Source organism: Bacillus sp. B15-48 (genome assembly GCF_016879755.1).
Classification (GTDB): domain Bacteria; phylum Bacillota; class Bacilli; order Bacillales; family Cytobacillaceae; genus Mesobacillus_B.
Genome location: NZ_WOFU01000002.1, coordinates 623260 through 639364 on the forward strand (window position 1 = coordinate 623260; position 16105 = coordinate 639364).

19 protein-coding genes are annotated in these 16105 nt (G+C 38.1%); 1 reads left to right on the forward strand and 18 read right to left on the reverse strand.

The annotated features are described in order from the left end of the window. Positions 1-8: 8 nt before the first annotated feature. The 6 genes from yqeK to GNT69_RS08700 are packed head-to-tail and all read right to left on the reverse strand — an operon-like array spanning position 9 to position 3955. Positions 9-566 (reverse strand): bis(5'-nucleosyl)-tetraphosphatase (symmetrical) YqeK, encoded by a 558-nt coding sequence (gene yqeK / locus GNT69_RS08675; protein ID WP_203554551.1) that lies wholly within the window; start codon positions 564-566, stop codon positions 9-11. Then, positions 556-1125, reverse strand: a complete 570-nt coding sequence (locus GNT69_RS08680; protein ID WP_203554552.1) for a nicotinate-nucleotide adenylyltransferase — start codon at positions 1123-1125, stop codon at positions 556-558. The genes yqeK and GNT69_RS08680 overlap by 11 nt, the downstream gene beginning before the upstream one ends. Before the next feature lie 20 nt (positions 1126-1145). Next, on the reverse strand, positions 1146-1439 hold the full coding sequence (yhbY, locus tag GNT69_RS08685; RefSeq protein ID WP_203554553.1) for a ribosome assembly RNA-binding protein YhbY: 294 nt from the start codon (positions 1437-1439) through the stop codon (positions 1146-1148). Continuing rightward, positions 1433-2272 (reverse strand): shikimate dehydrogenase, encoded by an 840-nt coding sequence (locus GNT69_RS08690; protein ID WP_203554554.1) that lies wholly within the window; start codon positions 2270-2272, stop codon positions 1433-1435. The genes yhbY and GNT69_RS08690 overlap by 7 nt, the downstream gene beginning before the upstream one ends. Before the next feature lie 42 nt (positions 2273-2314). Continuing rightward, positions 2315-3421 (reverse strand): ribosome biogenesis GTPase YqeH, encoded by a 1107-nt coding sequence (gene yqeH / locus GNT69_RS08695; RefSeq protein ID WP_203554555.1) that lies wholly within the window; start codon positions 3419-3421, stop codon positions 2315-2317. A gap of 3 nt (positions 3422-3424) precedes the next feature. Then, entirely contained in the window at positions 3425-3955 is a 531-nt protein-coding gene (locus GNT69_RS08700; RefSeq protein WP_239094105.1) for a YqeG family HAD IIIA-type phosphatase, read from the reverse strand. Between the two features lie 324 nt (positions 3956-4279). Between GNT69_RS08700 and sda the strand changes: the two genes are divergently transcribed. Beyond that, on the forward strand, positions 4280-4420 hold the full coding sequence (sda, locus tag GNT69_RS08705; RefSeq protein ID WP_203554557.1) for a sporulation histidine kinase inhibitor Sda: 141 nt from the start codon (positions 4280-4282) through the stop codon (positions 4418-4420). A 61-nt stretch (positions 4421-4481) separates the two neighbouring features. Here sda and GNT69_RS08710 read toward each other — a convergent pair whose 3' ends face one another. The 12 genes from GNT69_RS08710 to mltG form a co-directional block, all read right to left on the reverse strand. Continuing rightward, positions 4482-5261 (reverse strand): phosphatidylserine decarboxylase, encoded by a 780-nt coding sequence (locus tag GNT69_RS08710; protein WP_203554558.1) that lies wholly within the window; start codon positions 5259-5261, stop codon positions 4482-4484. Between the two features lie 217 nt (positions 5262-5478). Continuing rightward, on the reverse strand, positions 5479-6198 hold the full coding sequence (sigK, locus tag GNT69_RS08715; RefSeq protein WP_203554559.1) for an RNA polymerase sporulation sigma factor SigK: 720 nt from the start codon (positions 6196-6198) through the stop codon (positions 5479-5481). A gap of 372 nt (positions 6199-6570) precedes the next feature. Next, entirely contained in the window at positions 6571-6873 is a 303-nt protein-coding gene (locus tag GNT69_RS08720; protein ID WP_239094106.1) for a YrhC family protein, read from the reverse strand. Positions 6874-6974: 101 nt separating this feature from the next. After that, positions 6975-7682 carry a 5'-methylthioadenosine/S-adenosylhomocysteine nucleosidase gene (gene mtnN / locus GNT69_RS08725; RefSeq protein WP_203554560.1) on the reverse strand — a complete coding sequence of 236 codons (708 nt, stop codon included), beginning with the start codon at positions 7680-7682 and terminating at the stop codon, positions 6975-6977. 89 nt (positions 7683-7771) lie between these two features. Next, entirely contained in the window at positions 7772-8422 is a 651-nt protein-coding gene (locus GNT69_RS08730; RefSeq protein WP_203554561.1) for a YrrS family protein, read from the reverse strand. Between the two features lie 115 nt (positions 8423-8537). Further along, on the reverse strand, positions 8538-10295 hold the full coding sequence (locus tag GNT69_RS08735) for a peptidoglycan D,D-transpeptidase FtsI family protein (protein WP_203554562.1): 1758 nt from the start codon (positions 10293-10295) through the stop codon (positions 8538-8540). Between the two features lie 60 nt (positions 10296-10355). Beyond that, complete coding sequence (gene greA, locus GNT69_RS08740) at positions 10356-10832, reverse strand: transcription elongation factor GreA (protein WP_203554563.1); 477 nt, start codon at positions 10830-10832, stop codon at positions 10356-10358. Between the two features lie 152 nt (positions 10833-10984). After that, positions 10985-11620, reverse strand: coding sequence for a uridine kinase (gene udk / locus GNT69_RS08745; protein ID WP_203554564.1), 636 nt, complete (start codon positions 11618-11620; stop codon positions 10985-10987). A gap of 3 nt (positions 11621-11623) precedes the next feature. Continuing rightward, positions 11624-12892, reverse strand: coding sequence for a peptidase U32 family protein (locus GNT69_RS08750; RefSeq protein ID WP_203554565.1), 1269 nt, complete (start codon positions 12890-12892; stop codon positions 11624-11626). 25 nt (positions 12893-12917) lie between these two features. Beyond that, positions 12918-13847 carry a peptidase U32 family protein gene (locus tag GNT69_RS08755; protein WP_203554566.1) on the reverse strand — a complete coding sequence of 310 codons (930 nt, stop codon included), beginning with the start codon at positions 13845-13847 and terminating at the stop codon, positions 12918-12920. 5 nt (positions 13848-13852) lie between these two features. After that, positions 13853-14491, reverse strand: coding sequence for an O-methyltransferase (locus tag GNT69_RS08760; protein ID WP_203554567.1), 639 nt, complete (start codon positions 14489-14491; stop codon positions 13853-13855). A gap of 285 nt (positions 14492-14776) precedes the next feature. Continuing rightward, the gene (gene mltG, locus GNT69_RS08765) at positions 14777-15931 is read right to left on the reverse strand and encodes an endolytic transglycosylase MltG (RefSeq protein WP_203554568.1); all 1155 of its coding nucleotides are present in this window, start codon (positions 15929-15931) and stop codon (positions 14777-14779) included. Positions 15932-16105: the final 174 nt, after the last annotated feature.

Sequence of the window (16105 nt, forward strand, 5' to 3'; positions counted from 1 at the left end):
CAAGCCTCCTAAGATTTTACTAAATCATTATACGTATAAATCGTGTCAGGGTATACAGGTTGATTCTTCTTTAGCAAAAATTGAATCGAGTTTTTTACCGATTGTATTAACGCTTCCTCTAAATTCGTTTGAGCCAATTCTCGGACTTCATCCACCCCTGGGAAATGTCTTCCAGGTTCTATATAATCTGCTAAATAAATGACTTTTTCTAATAATGTCATTCCCGGACGTCCTGAAGTGTGGTAACGAATCGCGTCAATAACTTCCGGATCACTTATCCCAACTTCTTTTTCTACAAGATATGCTCCAACAGGTGCATGCCATAATTCACTATTGAAATTTAGCAGCTCTTTATCCATCCCCTGTTCAAGGATGATTTGTTTCATTTCATCCTTCGGACGGAACTTGGCATAATCATGGAAAATAGCCGCCAGTTCTGCCTGCTTTACATTTACATCATTTTTAAATGCTAACTGAATCGCTGTTTCCATAACTCCAAGCGTATGTTTATATCGGTGGTCCGTTAATTGTTTTTTTACAATTCGTAATGCGATCTCACGGTCCATATAGTAGATTCTCCTCTATATATTTCCTCACTGGCTCAGGGACCAAATAACGAATCGTGCCGCCCTCTTTACACCTTTGTCTAATTAAGGATGACGAAATTTCAATCGATGGTACTTCAATGAAAAGAATATTATAATCACTTTCACTACAATGCTTGGGACGATTGACTCCAACAAACTTAATTAGCTCTTGCAATTCTTCTATTCGATGCCATTTTGGCAAATACTCTATCATATCCGCACCAATAATAAAATGAAATTGAATATCTTTATGTCGCTCTGTTAAAATTTGCATTGTCTCATATGTGTATGAAGGACCCTGTCTCTCCATTTCAAGCGTTTCAACGAAAAAATTCGGATGCTCACTGACCATTATTTCGAGCATCCTCACCCTTTGATGATCTGAGACAACCCCTTCCTTCAATTTATGAGGAGGATCCTGATTTGGCATAAACCAGATTTCCTCTAAATCAAGTGCATGGAAGACCTCATTTGCTATGATTAGGTGACCTATATGTGGCGGATTAAATGTCCCACCTAATATTCCAACCTTTCGCATATCCGATTCCTCCTTCCCGATTACCGGGGGAGTTCAATTTGCTTATTTTCGCGAGATTCCTTATATAACACAATTGTACTTCCAATTACTTGTACTAATTCAGCTCTTGCTCCTCCTGAAAGCTGTTGAGCGACTGTATCTCGATCGTCTTCACAGTTTTGCAAAACACTAACCTTGAGCAATTCGCGGGCTTCTAGCGCATCTTTAATTTGCTTAATCATATTCTCATTCACGCCAACCTTGCCAACTTGGAATATAGGATTGAGGTGGTGTGCTTTCGCTCTTAAAAATCGTTTTTGTTTTCCTGTTAACATGTAGAACCTCCTAGTTGATTCAAAACCATATCCTTCATTCTTTCTGTACCTGGAAAAACTCCAGTCCACATTTCAAAAGCCAATGCCCCCTGATAAACAAACATATCTAACCCATTAAAAATGCTTGCCCCCATAGCCTCAGCATTGCGTAAAAACCTTGTTTTCAATGGATTATAAATAATGTCAGTAACGATACAATCGTTCTTTAAATTCGTAAATACAAGCGGTGTTTCCTCGAATTGTGGAGCCATGCCGATTGACGTTGTTTGAATGACCAGATCATACTCTTCAATCCGCTTTTGCGCTTTTTCCACCTCAAAAAGATTCGATTGAACAGAATATGGGCACGCTTCTACTAATTCCTCTGCTTTTACGAGCGTTCGATTGCAAATGTCTATGTTCTTTACCCCTGCTTCAGCCATTGAAAAATAAATAGCTTTAGCCGCACCACCTGCACCGATAATTAATACATTTTTCCCAGTTAGTGAAATACATCGATCGGTAAAGGCACGAACAAACCCTCTTCCATCTGTATTGTATCCAGTTAACAGACCTTCCTCGTTCACAACCGTATTAACAGCTCCAATTGCACTCGCTAACGGATCAATCACATCAAGGTGTGGAATTATAGCCGTTTTGTGGGGAACTGTGACGTTAAAACCACCTGCACCAATTGCTTTAAAACCTTTGATCGCTTCTTCTAAATTCGTTGGGTGAACATGAAAAGGCAAATAACTCGCATCAATATCATAATAACCAAAAAGATCGTTATGCATGATAGGTGACATTGAATGAGCAATCGGGTCACCTATTACTCCAAAAAGCTTTTTCAATTTTATCCTCTCCCCTACAGACAAACCCAAGTGTTTTTTTCTCTATATTAATGATTTTCTCAGTATTACCTGAACACCCTTCGGCACATGAGCGGCAACTTTAACCCCGACATCATTTACCGTTACCCAACCAAGACCTGAAAAAACAACGTCGGTTTTTGGTTCTTTAATCGTAAACTCATGCCTAACAAGTTCCGGAAATGTGTCGATTTCTTCTTCTCTTGGCGGAGTTAACAAATCACCAACATGTTTTTCATAAAGCGAATCAGCATTTTCTAACTTTGTTCGATGAATATTCAGTTCATTTGGTAAGTAACATGTAAATGATTTCCTACCACCAGTTAAATAATCGAAACGCGCTAAGCCTCCGAAGAACAAAGTTTGAGCTTCATTTAATTGGTAAATCTTAGGCTTTATTTCTTTTTTCGGGGTAATCACTTTTAAATCGCGTTTATCTACAAAATGGGCCATTTGATGGTGATTAATAATTCCTGGAGTATCAATTAATGCCTTGCCATCTTCCAGTGGGATTTCAATTACATCTAATGTTGTTCCAGGAAAGTGGGAAGTTGTGATTATATCTTCCTCACCGGTAACCTCCTTAATAATCCGATTAATAAAAGTGGATTTCCCTACATTTGTACAGCCAACTACGTACACATCCCGTCCATCGCGATAGGAGTCGATTGCTGCCGCTACTTCTTTTATATTTCCACCTTTCACGGCACTTACTAGAAAAACATCCTTTGGACTTAACCCTAAATTTTTCGCTTCGCTTTTCATCCAGTCAATTAATTTTTTTTGTTTAACCGCTTTAGGAACTAAATCCATTTTGTTTCCAATAAGCAGAACAGGATTCTTTCCCGCAAACCTTTGAATACCCGGCAACCAACTTCCATTAAAATCGAAAATATCAACAATTTTGACAATCAACGCATCTTTTTGTCCAATTCCGTTTAATATTTTCAGGAAATCATCATCTGTTAAACTTACATCCTGAACTTCATTATAATGTTTTAAACGAAAGCAGCGTTGACAGACAACAACTTCTTTCTCTAAAGAAGCTGGGGGCGCATACCCTAGTTTATCTCGCTCTTCTGTTTGTATTTTTACGCCACAGCCTGTACACACTATTTGTTGATCATTCAATTGCTAATCCTCCCACTTCAATTTGCCTTGTTTTCTGAAAAAATTCAATAACCTTCTTTCAATCGCCCGATTAAACCTAGTCGCTAATCCATCTGTCTTCGTGACTGGTACAACTAAAATTGTATGAAACCCACCACGATTTCCACCAAAAACATCTGTCAGAAGTTGGTCACCAATTACAACCGTTTCTTCTTTCTTTAAACCCATGTCTCTTACCGCTTTATTAAAAGCCTTTGTCATCGGTTTTTTAGCACGGTAAATATATGGAGTAACAAGTGGGTCGGCAAAAAATTTCACCCTTGCTTCATTATTATTTGAAACGATTGTGACGAGAATATTATGGTTCTTCATTTCTTCAAACCACTTAATAAGCTTAGGGGTTGCGGAAGGACGATCCCACTCCACTAGCGTATTATCTAAATCCGTGATAATCCCTTTAATGCCTTTTGCTTTTAAGCTTTCTGGCGTGATTTCAAATATACTTTTTACATGCTGATCTGGTAAAAAATGCTTGAGCAATGAATGACACCTCATTATTTACTTAGATAATGTTAACATCATAACTAATTTTTTCCGTTGTTTCAAAATATAACGTGAAGGAATAAGAAACTTTTCGACAATTTTCAACTCAGTTCTCATTTGTGGATAACTTTATTCACATTATCCCCATTGTACAGCTTGTCATTTTCTCCTTTATAAACAACTTAATCACAGGTTATCCACCGTTATTGTGGATATTTAGAACGGTTGTTCTACATGATTAAATCTGTTAGAGTTAGGGTACAAATTGAATAACTTACTAGTATATGTACATCGGTTCATAATAATACATTCATTTTCGGGGGTGAATGACACTACATGCGAAAGCTTTCGGATGAATTGTTAATCGAATCTTATTTCAAAGCGAAAGAATTAAACTTAAGCAAAGAATTTATTCGCTTAATTGAAACAGAGATTAAGCGCAGGTCATTAACTCAAAAAATTCGTGTTTCTTCTTAAACGTCCAGCCGGGCGTTTTTTTGTATCAACCTACGTTCATTTAGGATGAGGGAGAAATGAATCATTTCAATTCTCCAATTTTCTCTCCCATTTGAACGGAATGAGGCAACTGTATGTCCTTGCGCAATCGGATACGATTTTCCTCAAAAAGCAAAACAACAGTCGACCCAAATGTAAAATAAGCAATTTCCTCGCCTTTAATAAGTTCTTCTCTTTCATGTACTGTTTCAATCGAGTTAACGAACATCGCCCCTACCTTCACGAGCGCAATCCGGACAGTATCGTATTTAATCTCCGTAATCGTTCGAAAGTTTTTTGCCAATGTCTCTTTTCCATATTTAAGTCCGAGGCGATTCACTGGATAAGAACGGTCCCCTAGTGTCCACTGATTGATGACAGTCCCTGAAATCGGACTATGAATGCGATGATAATGACTCGGACTCAAATATAAAATCATATACGTTCCATGTTTATAGTGTTCGGCCGTTTCCTCGCTTCCAAGCATTTCTGCAATGGAATAGGTCTTCCCTTTCACTTTAATCATATGATCTGGTTCAATCAGACCAATATCTTCAATAATTGCATCGACCGGACTCACGATTGCTTCTGTCTCGTCAGCAATTGTTCTGACCCCAGGCTTCAGCTTTCGCGTAAAAAACTCATGCAAGCTAGTAAATGCATGCAATGCTTTTTCCATTTCATCTTGATTTATTTGGTAAGTCCTAGCAAACGCAGGAATCACCCTTTTGCTTAAACGAGATTGTGTAAATCTCCTTAACAGGTTAGAGGACCACTTTCTGTTTGTCAATTCAATCATTAACCGATACAGCGTTTGAATCAAAGATATAACCTCCGAATAAAAACTCTTTAAGAACATGGTCAATATCATATAGATGTAATAATAATTCCATGAGTGATATTATAACACTATGCTTAGCTCTCGTACTATTATTATACAAGGAATTTTATTTGAATTCAGGGAAACTAAAATATTCCTGTTTAATAGCAAAAAAAGCTGGTCATCGGTAAAATGACCAACTCCGTAATAATCCCCTCCGTTATTTCATTTTTTTCTTTTTCTCCTTTTCTGCACGATAAAATTCATGAAACATTTTCATTAGCGCCCTTTTTTCGATGCGAGAAACATAACTCCGCGATATCCCTAATTCTTTCGCAATTTCTCTTTGTGTTTTCTCTTTCTTAAGGTCAAGGCCAAAACGTCCTACTATTACTTCTTTTTCGCGTTCATCGAGGACATCAATATATTCCTTTACTTTCTCAAGTTCCATATTTAACTGAATCGTATCAATCACATCTTCAGATTCCGATTTTAATACATCGATTAGCGAAATCTCATTTCCTTCTTTATCCTGCCCGATCGGGTCATGGAGTGAAACATCTTTTTTCGTTTTTTTCAATGCCCGTAAATGCATGAGAATTTCGTTTTCGATACAACGTGCAGCATAAGTTGCAAGCTTAGTCCCTTTCCCTTCAGAATAACTTTCAATCGCTTTGATTAACCCAATTGTTCCAATTGAGATTAAATCCTCTGAATCTTCACCCGTATTCTCAAATTTCTTAACGATATGAGCGACAAGCCTCAAGTTATGTTCAATTAACATATTTCGTGCATGCGCATCCCCTTCGGCCATTAATCTTAAGTACTTTCGTTCCTCTGCTTGAGATAACGGTTGTGGAAACGCATTATTCTTAACATATGAAACAAGAAAAATAACTTCCTTTACTAAATATCCAAGTGCTACAAGTATTCCAGACACTTTTCCACCCCCCGTATATTTAGGCTTTTGCCTATATTAAATTTCTATGAAGAAACTACCGGGTTCGTGTATGTCCCAACAAAATCTTTTCATGTAAATTATTTCCTAAACGTAAAAAAGCACTGACAGATTGTCAATGCATTTCTATATTTCTCTTTCTACAACATCGCTTATTCAACACTCACTTCAGCGACGATAATGCTTCCAATAGAAGCACAGATGACGAGTCCGATAACGATTGAGAACATCATTCCACCCCTTTATCAAATCATTTTTTCGCTTCAAATTTATCATATTCACACAATAGAAATAGCAAAAAATTATGAACTTTTTGTTAACATTTAGTTTTAATCTGTATAAAAAAACGCCCAATTATGGACGTTTTCGGTTGATCATATATTCTTGACCTTCGTCAGTTTCGTTTAACTTCGTTCTGCATCTTTTCGAAAGGCTTAGAAAAAAGATTGAACACAATAATAGCCCAAATGAGGCACCAGCAGCGATATATTTTTCTACCAATTCGGGTAATACGGTAGGGATGATTAGCGATAAATAAAAAAATACACTTACAGCCAATAATACAATTCCGTAAAGGCGATAATCAACCATCTTCTCAAATAATTCCTTTACCTTCAATGTTATATTCACCTCTACATTCTCTATCTTTCTCCACAAATCGTTTACCTGCTACTCTATAAATTTATCATATATGTGAAGGTGATTGAGCATGTAAATTGTGTAAAAAACCCCATCATCGCAGATGATGGGGTTATAAATTAACTTTGTTTTGATTGCAGAGCAGCTGTTATCTTCATAACAAGACTTGCTGAATGAACGGCAGCTTTATTAAGAAATTGTTCGAACGAAACATCTGATTCTTTCCCAGCAATATCCGATAACGAACGGATGATAACAAATGGTATTTTATACTGGAATGCCACTTGTGCAATAGCCGCAGCTTCCATTTCAACTGCTTGTACATTAGCAAACTTAGATTTAATGAAATCAGCTTGATTCGGCTTACTAATAAAAGAATCTCCAGTAGTGATTAATCCTTTTTCCACCTGAATCGCATCAAGTTCTGCTGCACACGCTTCTGCAATAGCAACCAGTTCAGCTTCTGCTAGAAATGCAGCTGGCAATTGCGGAACTTGACCATATTCATAGCCAAATGCTGTAACATCAACATCATGGTGCCGTACTTCAGTCGAGATAACAACATCCCCTACGTTTAATATTGGATTTACCCCTCCGGCAGAGCCTGTATTTATGACATAATCCGGATTAAACCTTTCAAGTAAAATGGTCGTCGACATAGCGGCATTTACTTTACCAATACCTGAACGCAAAAGGACCACTTCTGCTCCTTCTAAACGGCCAGATGTAAATTCGTAACCTGCAATTGTTTCCGGTAACGGGTTTTCAATCTTTTCTCTTAATAATGTTACTTCTTCATCCATTGCACCAATTATTGCTATTTTCATTTATATAACAAACCCTTTCTTTAGCAAACTTCTTGAATCCTGTTTGTTGGGCCTCAAGGGGCGTTTAAACCTTCTTGAAGAGTGACCTTTTAACTGTTTAATTCTTCTACCTTCACAGGCATCCAGCCTTCGTTATCAACCCATTCAATTGCAACACGGAACTTCACAGTACCACCTTTTTCCGATACAGTTCCTGCTGCGCTTTGCGGCCCCCCATTATTTCCTAAAAACCATACGGTCATTTGGTTCACATCAATCCCAGTTGCATACGAAATAGCTTTTAACATTTCCTGCCAATCAACTGAGGAAGAATCGTATACAGCTGTATGTTCCCCCGATTGCGTTGTTCCAACTGGCTTCCAAGTAGGATCAACAATCGTTCTCTTTACATCCGGACTACTGCCGCCTTCGGTAACAATCGGCTCAGTCTCCTCATCTTTGTGATCCACATCATTATTGTCTTCATCATCACGTTTTTCAATGTCTGTCGATTGATCTTCCACTTCGTCAACTTCTTTATTGCCAGAGCTATCAGGAAGATTGTTACCATCGTCATTTGTTTGTTCTGCTGCTGTATTCTCCTCCACCACTTCACTCTGGCCGTCACCAAAAAAAATATTTACTGACACAAAAATAATTAGAAGAAGTACCAGGACGATTAACCCGTTTAAAATTAAATTCGTCTTTCTTCTTTTTGCCAATTTTTCTGCTCTAGAACGATCTGAATCGTTATTCAACATCCTTCACTCCTAACATTTAGGATGCCAACATTCTAACATGACTTTCTACAAACATGGAAGTGTTTTAATCATGCAATGAACCCGAATACTAGTCACTTATCGTTTTTAGTTTGTACTAATCCTCTATTTCGTTTTTATAGATCGCTGTAACCATTTCTGCGAATAAAGGGTTAACTCCCCCTTCATCTATCGGAACACCCAAATTTACAACAACAAGCGCATATTTTGGGTTTTCAAACGGAAAATATCCAGCAAACCATTTATTATGCTTCTGTCGTCCCTCCTCGTGAATCCCCGTTTCGGCTGTACCCGATTTTCCGGCGATAGAGTAAGGCAAATCTTGAAACCATCGACCAGTACCTTCTTCATGAATAACAACTTGCCGTAATAGATTCTGTAATTTTTGCGCAGTATACGGTGAAATCCGCCCTCCTTCAAGTTGTTTTGGCTTAAAACTCGTCACTTTCGTCCCATTTTGATATAAGACGGTATCAACTGCCCTAACCATTCGCTTATCTCCGCCTCTTGCAATCGTTGCCATCATATTTGCTACAGCTAATGGCGTTACTCTCACTTCATGCTGCCCAATTGCAGAAAGCGCTACATAATTTTGATCCATCCTTGTAACATCATCTACAAAAACCCTTCCCGCCTCTTCGTCTGCTAATTGTTGAAAGCCTTCTGTATGGAACACAGTCCCGGTCCAGCCTACCTTTTCAGTTAGAGAAAGCTTATGTGCATATTTTTCAAGAATTTCTTTATCAATTGCCTGTAACTCCTTTGCAAGATCTGCAAATGTCCGATTACAGCTTCGTGCAAAACTTTCCGTAAAGTTCAGGACCCCATGTTGATAATTCATATCTGGTTCTCCATTGATCGTTTCACTACAATTAAAACGCCGTGATTCCGAAAGCAATTCATAATCAATTGCTGCCGCAGCTGTAACTGTTTTAAAAATAGATCCTGGGATTTGTTGCTTAAGCATTTTATTATCAATACCCGAACCACCAAATGGATCATTCCTGTTCAGATGCGGCCTTGACACCATTGCTAAAATATCATTTGACTTTATATCTAATAAAACAAGGCCACCGTCTTTTATTCGATGTTTATCCACGAGCTCCTCTGCAATCTCTTGGAGTGTTTTATCGACTGTTGTTTTCACATTAATTGGATAGAAGGGATTAGCTGGTTCCGAAAGTTTCACGTCAATCCCAAACAATGGGGAACCAATCCCATCGACGTGGAAAACAAGTCGGGATTTCCCTTCACCGATTAATAACTCATCAAAGCTTTTTTCTAAACCTGAAAGTCCAATTAATGTGCGTTGCGAATATTCATCTTTTCCATATCTCTCTGCAAGAATTCTAGGATTCTCACCCGTTATCCCAATTAATTGGTCTGCATGAGTATTTGTTAGCGGGTACTTCCTTTCGACAGCGAACACACCAGGTATTTTCAACTGATTAATCGCTGTCATCTCTTCAGCGGATAACACGAGCGGACGAGGTTGCCCAAATGCAAATGGCATTTTTGACTGTTGCACGGCATCGTTAAGTTGCTGCTCAGAAACATCAATAATATTTGCAATTTTTTCTACTGGCCAATCTAAATCTTTTAAAAAAGGAAAAAGAATGAGTACTGGAATTTTTTTATATACTAATGGCTCTCCTAAACGGTCAAGGAAATTCCCTCGGCCATTATCAATAACCATTTCTTGGACTCTTTGATTTACACTTGCTTCAAGCAGATTAACACCATGCTTTGAAAAAGACCCAGTTGATATTAGCTGGATTTGTGCAAGCCTGCCAACTAATAAAGTGATTCCGAAAAAACAAATAATAATCAAGCCTATCAGCCGTTTCTCCTTCATAAAAAACACCTCGTCAAAAGTGTTGACGAGGATGGCATTTTTCAAACTGAGACTTTTTATTTACTTCACACTTGTAATACGAACATTCATTTCTCCACCTGGGGTTTGAACAGTTACTTCTTCACCAACTTTTCGCCCTAATAAACTTTTAGCGATTGGTGAATCATTAGAAATTTTCCCTTCAAACGGGTCAGCTTCTGCACTACCAACGATGGAATAAGATTCTTCTTCGCCGTCAGGCAATTCAATAAAGTTAACCGTTCTACCTAAAGTAACCGTGTCGATACTCGTTTCATCTTCTTTAATAATTTTCGCATTGCGAATCATGTTTTCAAGTGTTGTAATTCGCCCTTCAACAAAGGCTTGCTCTTCTTTTGCAGAGTCATATTCGGAGTTTTCGGAAAGGTCCCCAAAACTGCGAGCAATTTTAATTCTTTCAACAACTTCTTTTCGTTTAACCGTTTTCAATTGTTCTAATTCCTGTTCTAATTTCTGCTTTCCGGCAAGTGTCATCGGAAACACTTTCTCTGCTGCCATTATCTTTCACTCCTTCTAGTAATCACAATTCCCCATGATCATTCACATGTATGTAGGGCTTTTTTTAAAAAAATATACAGGAGCGCGTCCTTTTAAAAAGGGCGCGCACTGCTAACAACTATATTATCTTATCTTGTATTTATGCTATTGTGTCACAAAAATGATTTTTGTTCAAGAATTGTTTGTATTTTTGTGACCAATAAATCAATTGCCACATAATTCTGACCGCCTTCAGGGATAATGATGTCGGCATAACGTTTTGTTGGCTCAATAAATTGATTATGCATTGGCCGCACAACATTTATATATTGTTCAACAACTGATTCCATTGGACGCCCGCGCTCTTTAATATCCCGGGTTAATCGGCGAATGATTCGCAAATCTCCATCCGTATCAACAAAAAGTTTCATGTCCATAAGATTACGGAGACGTTGATCCTCAAGGACAAGGATTCCTTCGAGAATAATTACATCCTTCGGCTCGACATGGACGGTCACACTTGATCTTGTATGAATGGTATAATCATACACCGGTTTTTCAACAGCTTCATATTGCAAAAGCTTTTTTAAATGGTCAATTAATAAATCATGATCGAAGGCTAGAGGATGATCATAATTTGTCTTCAACCGCTCTTCATATGGCAAATGACTTTGGTCTTTATAATAATAATCCTGCTCCAAAACCATGATTGAATGCCCTTTAAAATTCTCATAAATGGCCTTTGTTACACTTGTTTTTCCAGAACCAGAACCGCCAGCGACCCCAATTACAACTGGTTTGCGTTCCATTGATTATTTCTCCTTTCGCATCATGTTGAATGGGTAAACAGGCTGGCTTAACTTAAATTTAACGATTTGCAGAGGATGACGAGCGGCATCAAGCTCATTTCCATCTTCATCCCAAATCTTATCAATGGTCACATTGAAATTATCAATCTCAGGTCCGAAGAACTCCACTTCATCCCCTGGCTTGAAATGATTACGCTGTTGAAGAGTAACGACCTCTGTATCGACATCATACTCTAACACCATACCAACAAAGTCAAAAGTTGTTTTTTTGCTATGGTTTCCAAACATTTGCTCCTTAAACCCTGGAACTCCTTCAAAGAAAGCAGGCGCTGTATCACGATTCGCACACTTATCAAGTTCTTCGAGCCATTGTTCGTTAATTTTGAAGTTATCCGGGTCCGCACAATATGCATCGATGACTTTACGATATACACTGACTACTGTTGCAATATAATGAATCGATTTCATTCGCCCTTCAATTTTAAGACTGTCAATCCCGAGCTCAATCATCCGCGGAATTGATTCAATTAATTTTAAATCTTTTGGACTCATCACAAATGGTGCATCTTGCTCTTCATAAAGTGGAACCTCATTATCCCCATCTAGTTGATAAAGGTCATAGTCCCAGCGGCATGATTGACAACAGCCGCCACGATTAGAGTCCCGAGCTGTCATATGATTACTTAATGTACAACGTCCTGAATAAGCAATACACATCGCGCCATGAATGAAAGTTTCGATTTCAATATCAACCTTTTCTTTCATTTCCTTTATTTCATCTGCACTTGTCTCTCGTGCAAGTACAACCCTTTCAAGACCCTCTTCTTTCCAAAACTGGACCGCTTTCCAGTTAGACAGGGATTGTTGTGTACTTAAATGGACCTCAACTTGAGGTGCTACTCGTCGGCATGTTTCAATGATAAGCGGATCGGCCACAATGATTCCATGAACACCAGCCGCTTGAATTCCCTGAAGATAGTCTTCAAGGCCATCAATATTCTCATTATGGGCAAAAATATTCGTAGTAACATAAATCTTCGCTCCATATTGCTTAGCGAATTCAACGCCCTCTTTCATTTCTTCAAGCGTGAAGTTATCCGCATTTGAGCGAAGGCCATATTCTTGACCACCGATAAATACCGCATCCGCACCGTATCGTACAGCAATTTTTAGTTTCTCAAGGTTTCCTGCGGGCGCTAATAACTCTGGCTTTTTCACAATGACGCGTTTTCCATTGATCACTTTTGAGACCTCATCCTTTACTGCTGTCATCACATTTTCCTCCTTTTTCTATTATTTAATACACCGTTTCTTTAAAGAAGAATCCTGTATCAATTGGTCGGTTTGGTGGTTGAATCTGTTCGACCTTGGAAAGCAAGTCATCCTTCACGTCCTCATATTCGTCCAGGTTCTCGACAACTAAATCGATCGCTTCACGATAAAGTTTCGTAACTGATACTAAGTAATCGCGATCCTTTAATATCCCATCAATTTTGAAAGAATCTACTCCAGCTTCAATCATTTCCTGAAGTTCATCAATGATACAAATATCATTCGGACTCATAATATGTGTTCCGTTCTCATCTTCAAAGATTGGATATTTATTATTCCGCTCTTTATCATGAAGAATCATATTTTTTTGCTGTTTGCGGTTTTCGATTTCCATTGCTTTTCCTTGATATAAGAAATAGTTCCCTAACAGCGAGCGTTTCGACTGAAACATACACGTCATTCCATGAACTTGTACTTCAATTTCAACTTCGGCATTCTCTTTCATTTCAATAATCTCTTCCATACTGATCTCACGAGCAAGAATAGCACGAGATGCCCCTTTTCTCCCCCAATAATTACAGTGATACCAGTTTGTTGCTGTTGTTTCTGTGTTCCAATGCAACTTCATATTTGGTGCAGACTCTTTTGCTGCCATTAGTACCGCAGGGTCCCCAAACACAACGGCATCAACATTTATTTCTTGTAAAAAGGCAAGGTAGTCATTCAGCAATTGGACTCGATCATTGTGAAAAATCGCATTCATCGCAACATAAACTTTTTTCCCTTTTGAATGGGCGACATCAACAGCTTTTTTTACCTCTTCACGGTTGAATTCGCCCGCTAAACGAAGACCGAATTTTTGTTCCCCAACGATAAAAGCGTCCGCTCCCGCCTCAATTAACGGAAGAATATCCTCTACATTTGTCGGTGTTAATAATATTTCTGGTTTTTTCATCGTTTTCACCTCTTCATACTAATCGCTACTCCATCACCAACCGGAAGAATCGTTGTATGAAATTCCGGATGGTTCATAAGCCACTTATTAAAATCATCTATTTTTTTTACTAAATTTCGAGTTCGTTTATTTTCTACTGCTGTTTCAGCAACAAGTCCTTTGTAAAGAACATTATCTGTAACGATCACTCCGCCTGGTGCTAGCATTTTTGAGTATATTTCAAAGAAACGCCTATATTGACCTTTGGCAGCATCAATAAACACAGTATCAAAAAGCCCATATTGTTTAATTTGACTCTCAGTTTCAAGCGCGTCTCCTAAAATCGTTACAATTTGTGCAGACTTGTCCGCTTTTTCTATATAATTTTTTGCCATGTTTAACCGGTCTTCATCTCGTTCAATCGTAACAATTCGCACTTGCGGAAGAGCATGAGCAATTCTCAGTGCAGAATAACCAATTGCCGTCCCTATTTCAAGAATTCTTTCAGGTTTTTTTATTCTCAACAATTGAAGCATCGCTTCAATCCCTTCTCGCTCCATTATTGGAACATTATGTTTCATTGCATATGTTTCAATCTCAGCGAAGATGCCCGTGCTGGCAGGAATCAGAGAATCAATATATTCATGTACCGGTCCAACTAACATGCTGCATTCACCTCTACTATTTTCATTCTGCCCATTTATACGGTCAAGGCATGAAAAAATAGCGTTAACAGGGTGATGAGAAAAAAATCAACTGCTTAGCTACATCATCACTGTAATGGACGCTATCGTTATACGTGTAGTAACCCTTTTTTTGCCTGTAAGGTATGGAAAAACTCCTGTTTATCGATTTTTCCACTAAGTAAATAATTCAATAAAAAAACACTTGACTATTTTATCATAAAAAAAAGAAAAATGCTAATTCAAAGCATTTCCCCTTATTGTTAATTATTGGTTTGTAATATGCTCAGCAACTAAGCGACGATGTTCATCATATGTTTTCGAGAATAAAACATTTCCTTCTGGTGTTGCTAAAAAGTAAAACAAATCCGTTTCCTCAGGGTTCAGGGCAGCTTCAATCGACATCGTTCCTGCATTCGCAATTGGTCCTGGAGGCAACCCTTTGTGAAGATAAGTGTTGTACGGTGACTCGAATTTCAAATCACTATAATACACTCTGCTTTTATGTTCCCCTTGAGCATACAACACGGTCGGATCTGTTTGTAGTGGCATTCCCGTCTCCATTCGGTTGTAGAACACGCTAGATATTTTCTTTCGATCCACTTTTTTCGTTGCTTCTTCTTCAATTAGAGAGGCCATTGTTAGAAGCTCGTGTACGGTCATTCCATGCTCCTCAGCTAATGGCAGATATTCAGCTATAACCTCTGTCGTTTTATCTAACATAGCCGTGACGATTTCCTCTACTGATGGATGTTCAGTATAAAAAGGATAAGTAGCCGGGAACAAATATCCTTCTAATGGATAACGAATATCTTCGTTAAAGATTTCCTCATCTAGTATTGTCGGATACCTTTCCATTAAAGTATTTAGAAACTGTTGGTCATTAAATTTTGCCAGTACATCTTCATGTTTACGTTCTGTTTTCTCTGCAATAATCTCAGCAATTTGAGCAAGCTGTTTTCCTTCAGGAATCGTCATTGTCATGACCGCATTTTCCAAGACCGTTCCTGTTTTTAGAGAACTGATTACTTCATCAATTGTCATTGATGGATGCATATGATAATTTCCAGCCATAAAACCAGCTTCATTTTTGAACTTAACATAATACTTAAATATTTGTGCGTCCCGAATAATTCCATGCTCCTCAAGAATTTGTCCGATACTTGAGGCCGAAGAACCAATTGGGATTTCAACCTCAACTTTCTCATCATTTGTTTCATCCACTGGTTTTAAAGCATTTGATACAAACAAATATCCGCCGCCACCAATACTAACGATGAGTAATAATAATAGAATGGCTGAAATGAAAACGATTTTCCGTACAACTTTCGCTTCTTTCTGTTGCTCCACCAGTTTTTCATATATTAATTGCCTTTTTTCATTCTTATCGAGTGTTCTATTCTTCTTTTTCTCCTGTGACATCCTTTCCCCTCCGGGTTGTCATTTTATCCTAATGTAACATCTCGAATTATTATACTATATTTCTTGTTTGCCGTCGTAAAAATTATGATAAAATCAGACAAAAATTGCAATTAACACTGAAAAAAACCAGGAAATTTCTCCTGGTTTTTCCATCAATTGAATTAAACTTACGTT

Excerpts from the sequence above, each read along its gene's own strand:
- yqeK (WP_203554551.1), bottom strand. The coding sequence starts at position 566 with ATGGACCGTGAGATCGCATTACGAATTGTAAAAAAACAATTAACGGAC.
- GNT69_RS08680 (WP_203554552.1), bottom strand. The coding sequence starts at position 1,125 with ATGCGAAAGGTTGGAATATTAGGTGGGACATTTAATCCGCCACATATA.
- yhbY (WP_203554553.1), bottom strand. The coding sequence starts at position 1,439 with ATGTTAACAGGAAAACAAAAACGATTTTTAAGAGCGAAAGCACACCAC.
- GNT69_RS08700 (WP_239094105.1), bottom strand. The coding sequence starts at position 3,955 with ATGAGGTGTCATTCATTGCTCAAGCATTTTTTACCAGATCAGCATGTA.
- sda (WP_203554557.1), top strand. The coding sequence starts at position 4,280 with ATGCGAAAGCTTTCGGATGAATTGTTAATCGAATCTTATTTCAAAGCG.
- mtnN (WP_203554560.1), bottom strand. The coding sequence starts at position 7,682 with ATGAAAATAGCAATAATTGGTGCAATGGATGAAGAAGTAACATTATTA.
- GNT69_RS08730 (WP_203554561.1), bottom strand. The coding sequence starts at position 8,422 with ATGTTGAATAACGATTCAGATCGTTCTAGAGCAGAAAAATTGGCAAAA.
- GNT69_RS08735 (WP_203554562.1), bottom strand. The coding sequence starts at position 10,295 with ATGAAGGAGAAACGGCTGATAGGCTTGATTATTATTTGTTTTTTCGGA.
- greA (WP_203554563.1), bottom strand. The coding sequence starts at position 10,832 with ATGGCAGCAGAGAAAGTGTTTCCGATGACACTTGCCGGAAAGCAGAAA.
- udk (WP_203554564.1), bottom strand. The coding sequence starts at position 11,620 with ATGGAACGCAAACCAGTTGTAATTGGGGTCGCTGGCGGTTCTGGTTCT.
- GNT69_RS08750 (WP_203554565.1), bottom strand. The coding sequence starts at position 12,892 with ATGACAGCAGTAAAGGATGAGGTCTCAAAAGTGATCAATGGAAAACGC.
- GNT69_RS08755 (WP_203554566.1), bottom strand. The coding sequence starts at position 13,847 with ATGAAAAAACCAGAAATATTATTAACACCGACAAATGTAGAGGATATT.
- GNT69_RS08760 (WP_203554567.1), bottom strand. The coding sequence starts at position 14,491 with ATGTTAGTTGGACCGGTACATGAATATATTGATTCTCTGATTCCTGCC.
- mltG (WP_203554568.1), bottom strand. The coding sequence starts at position 15,931 with ATGTCACAGGAGAAAAAGAAGAATAGAACACTCGATAAGAATGAAAAA.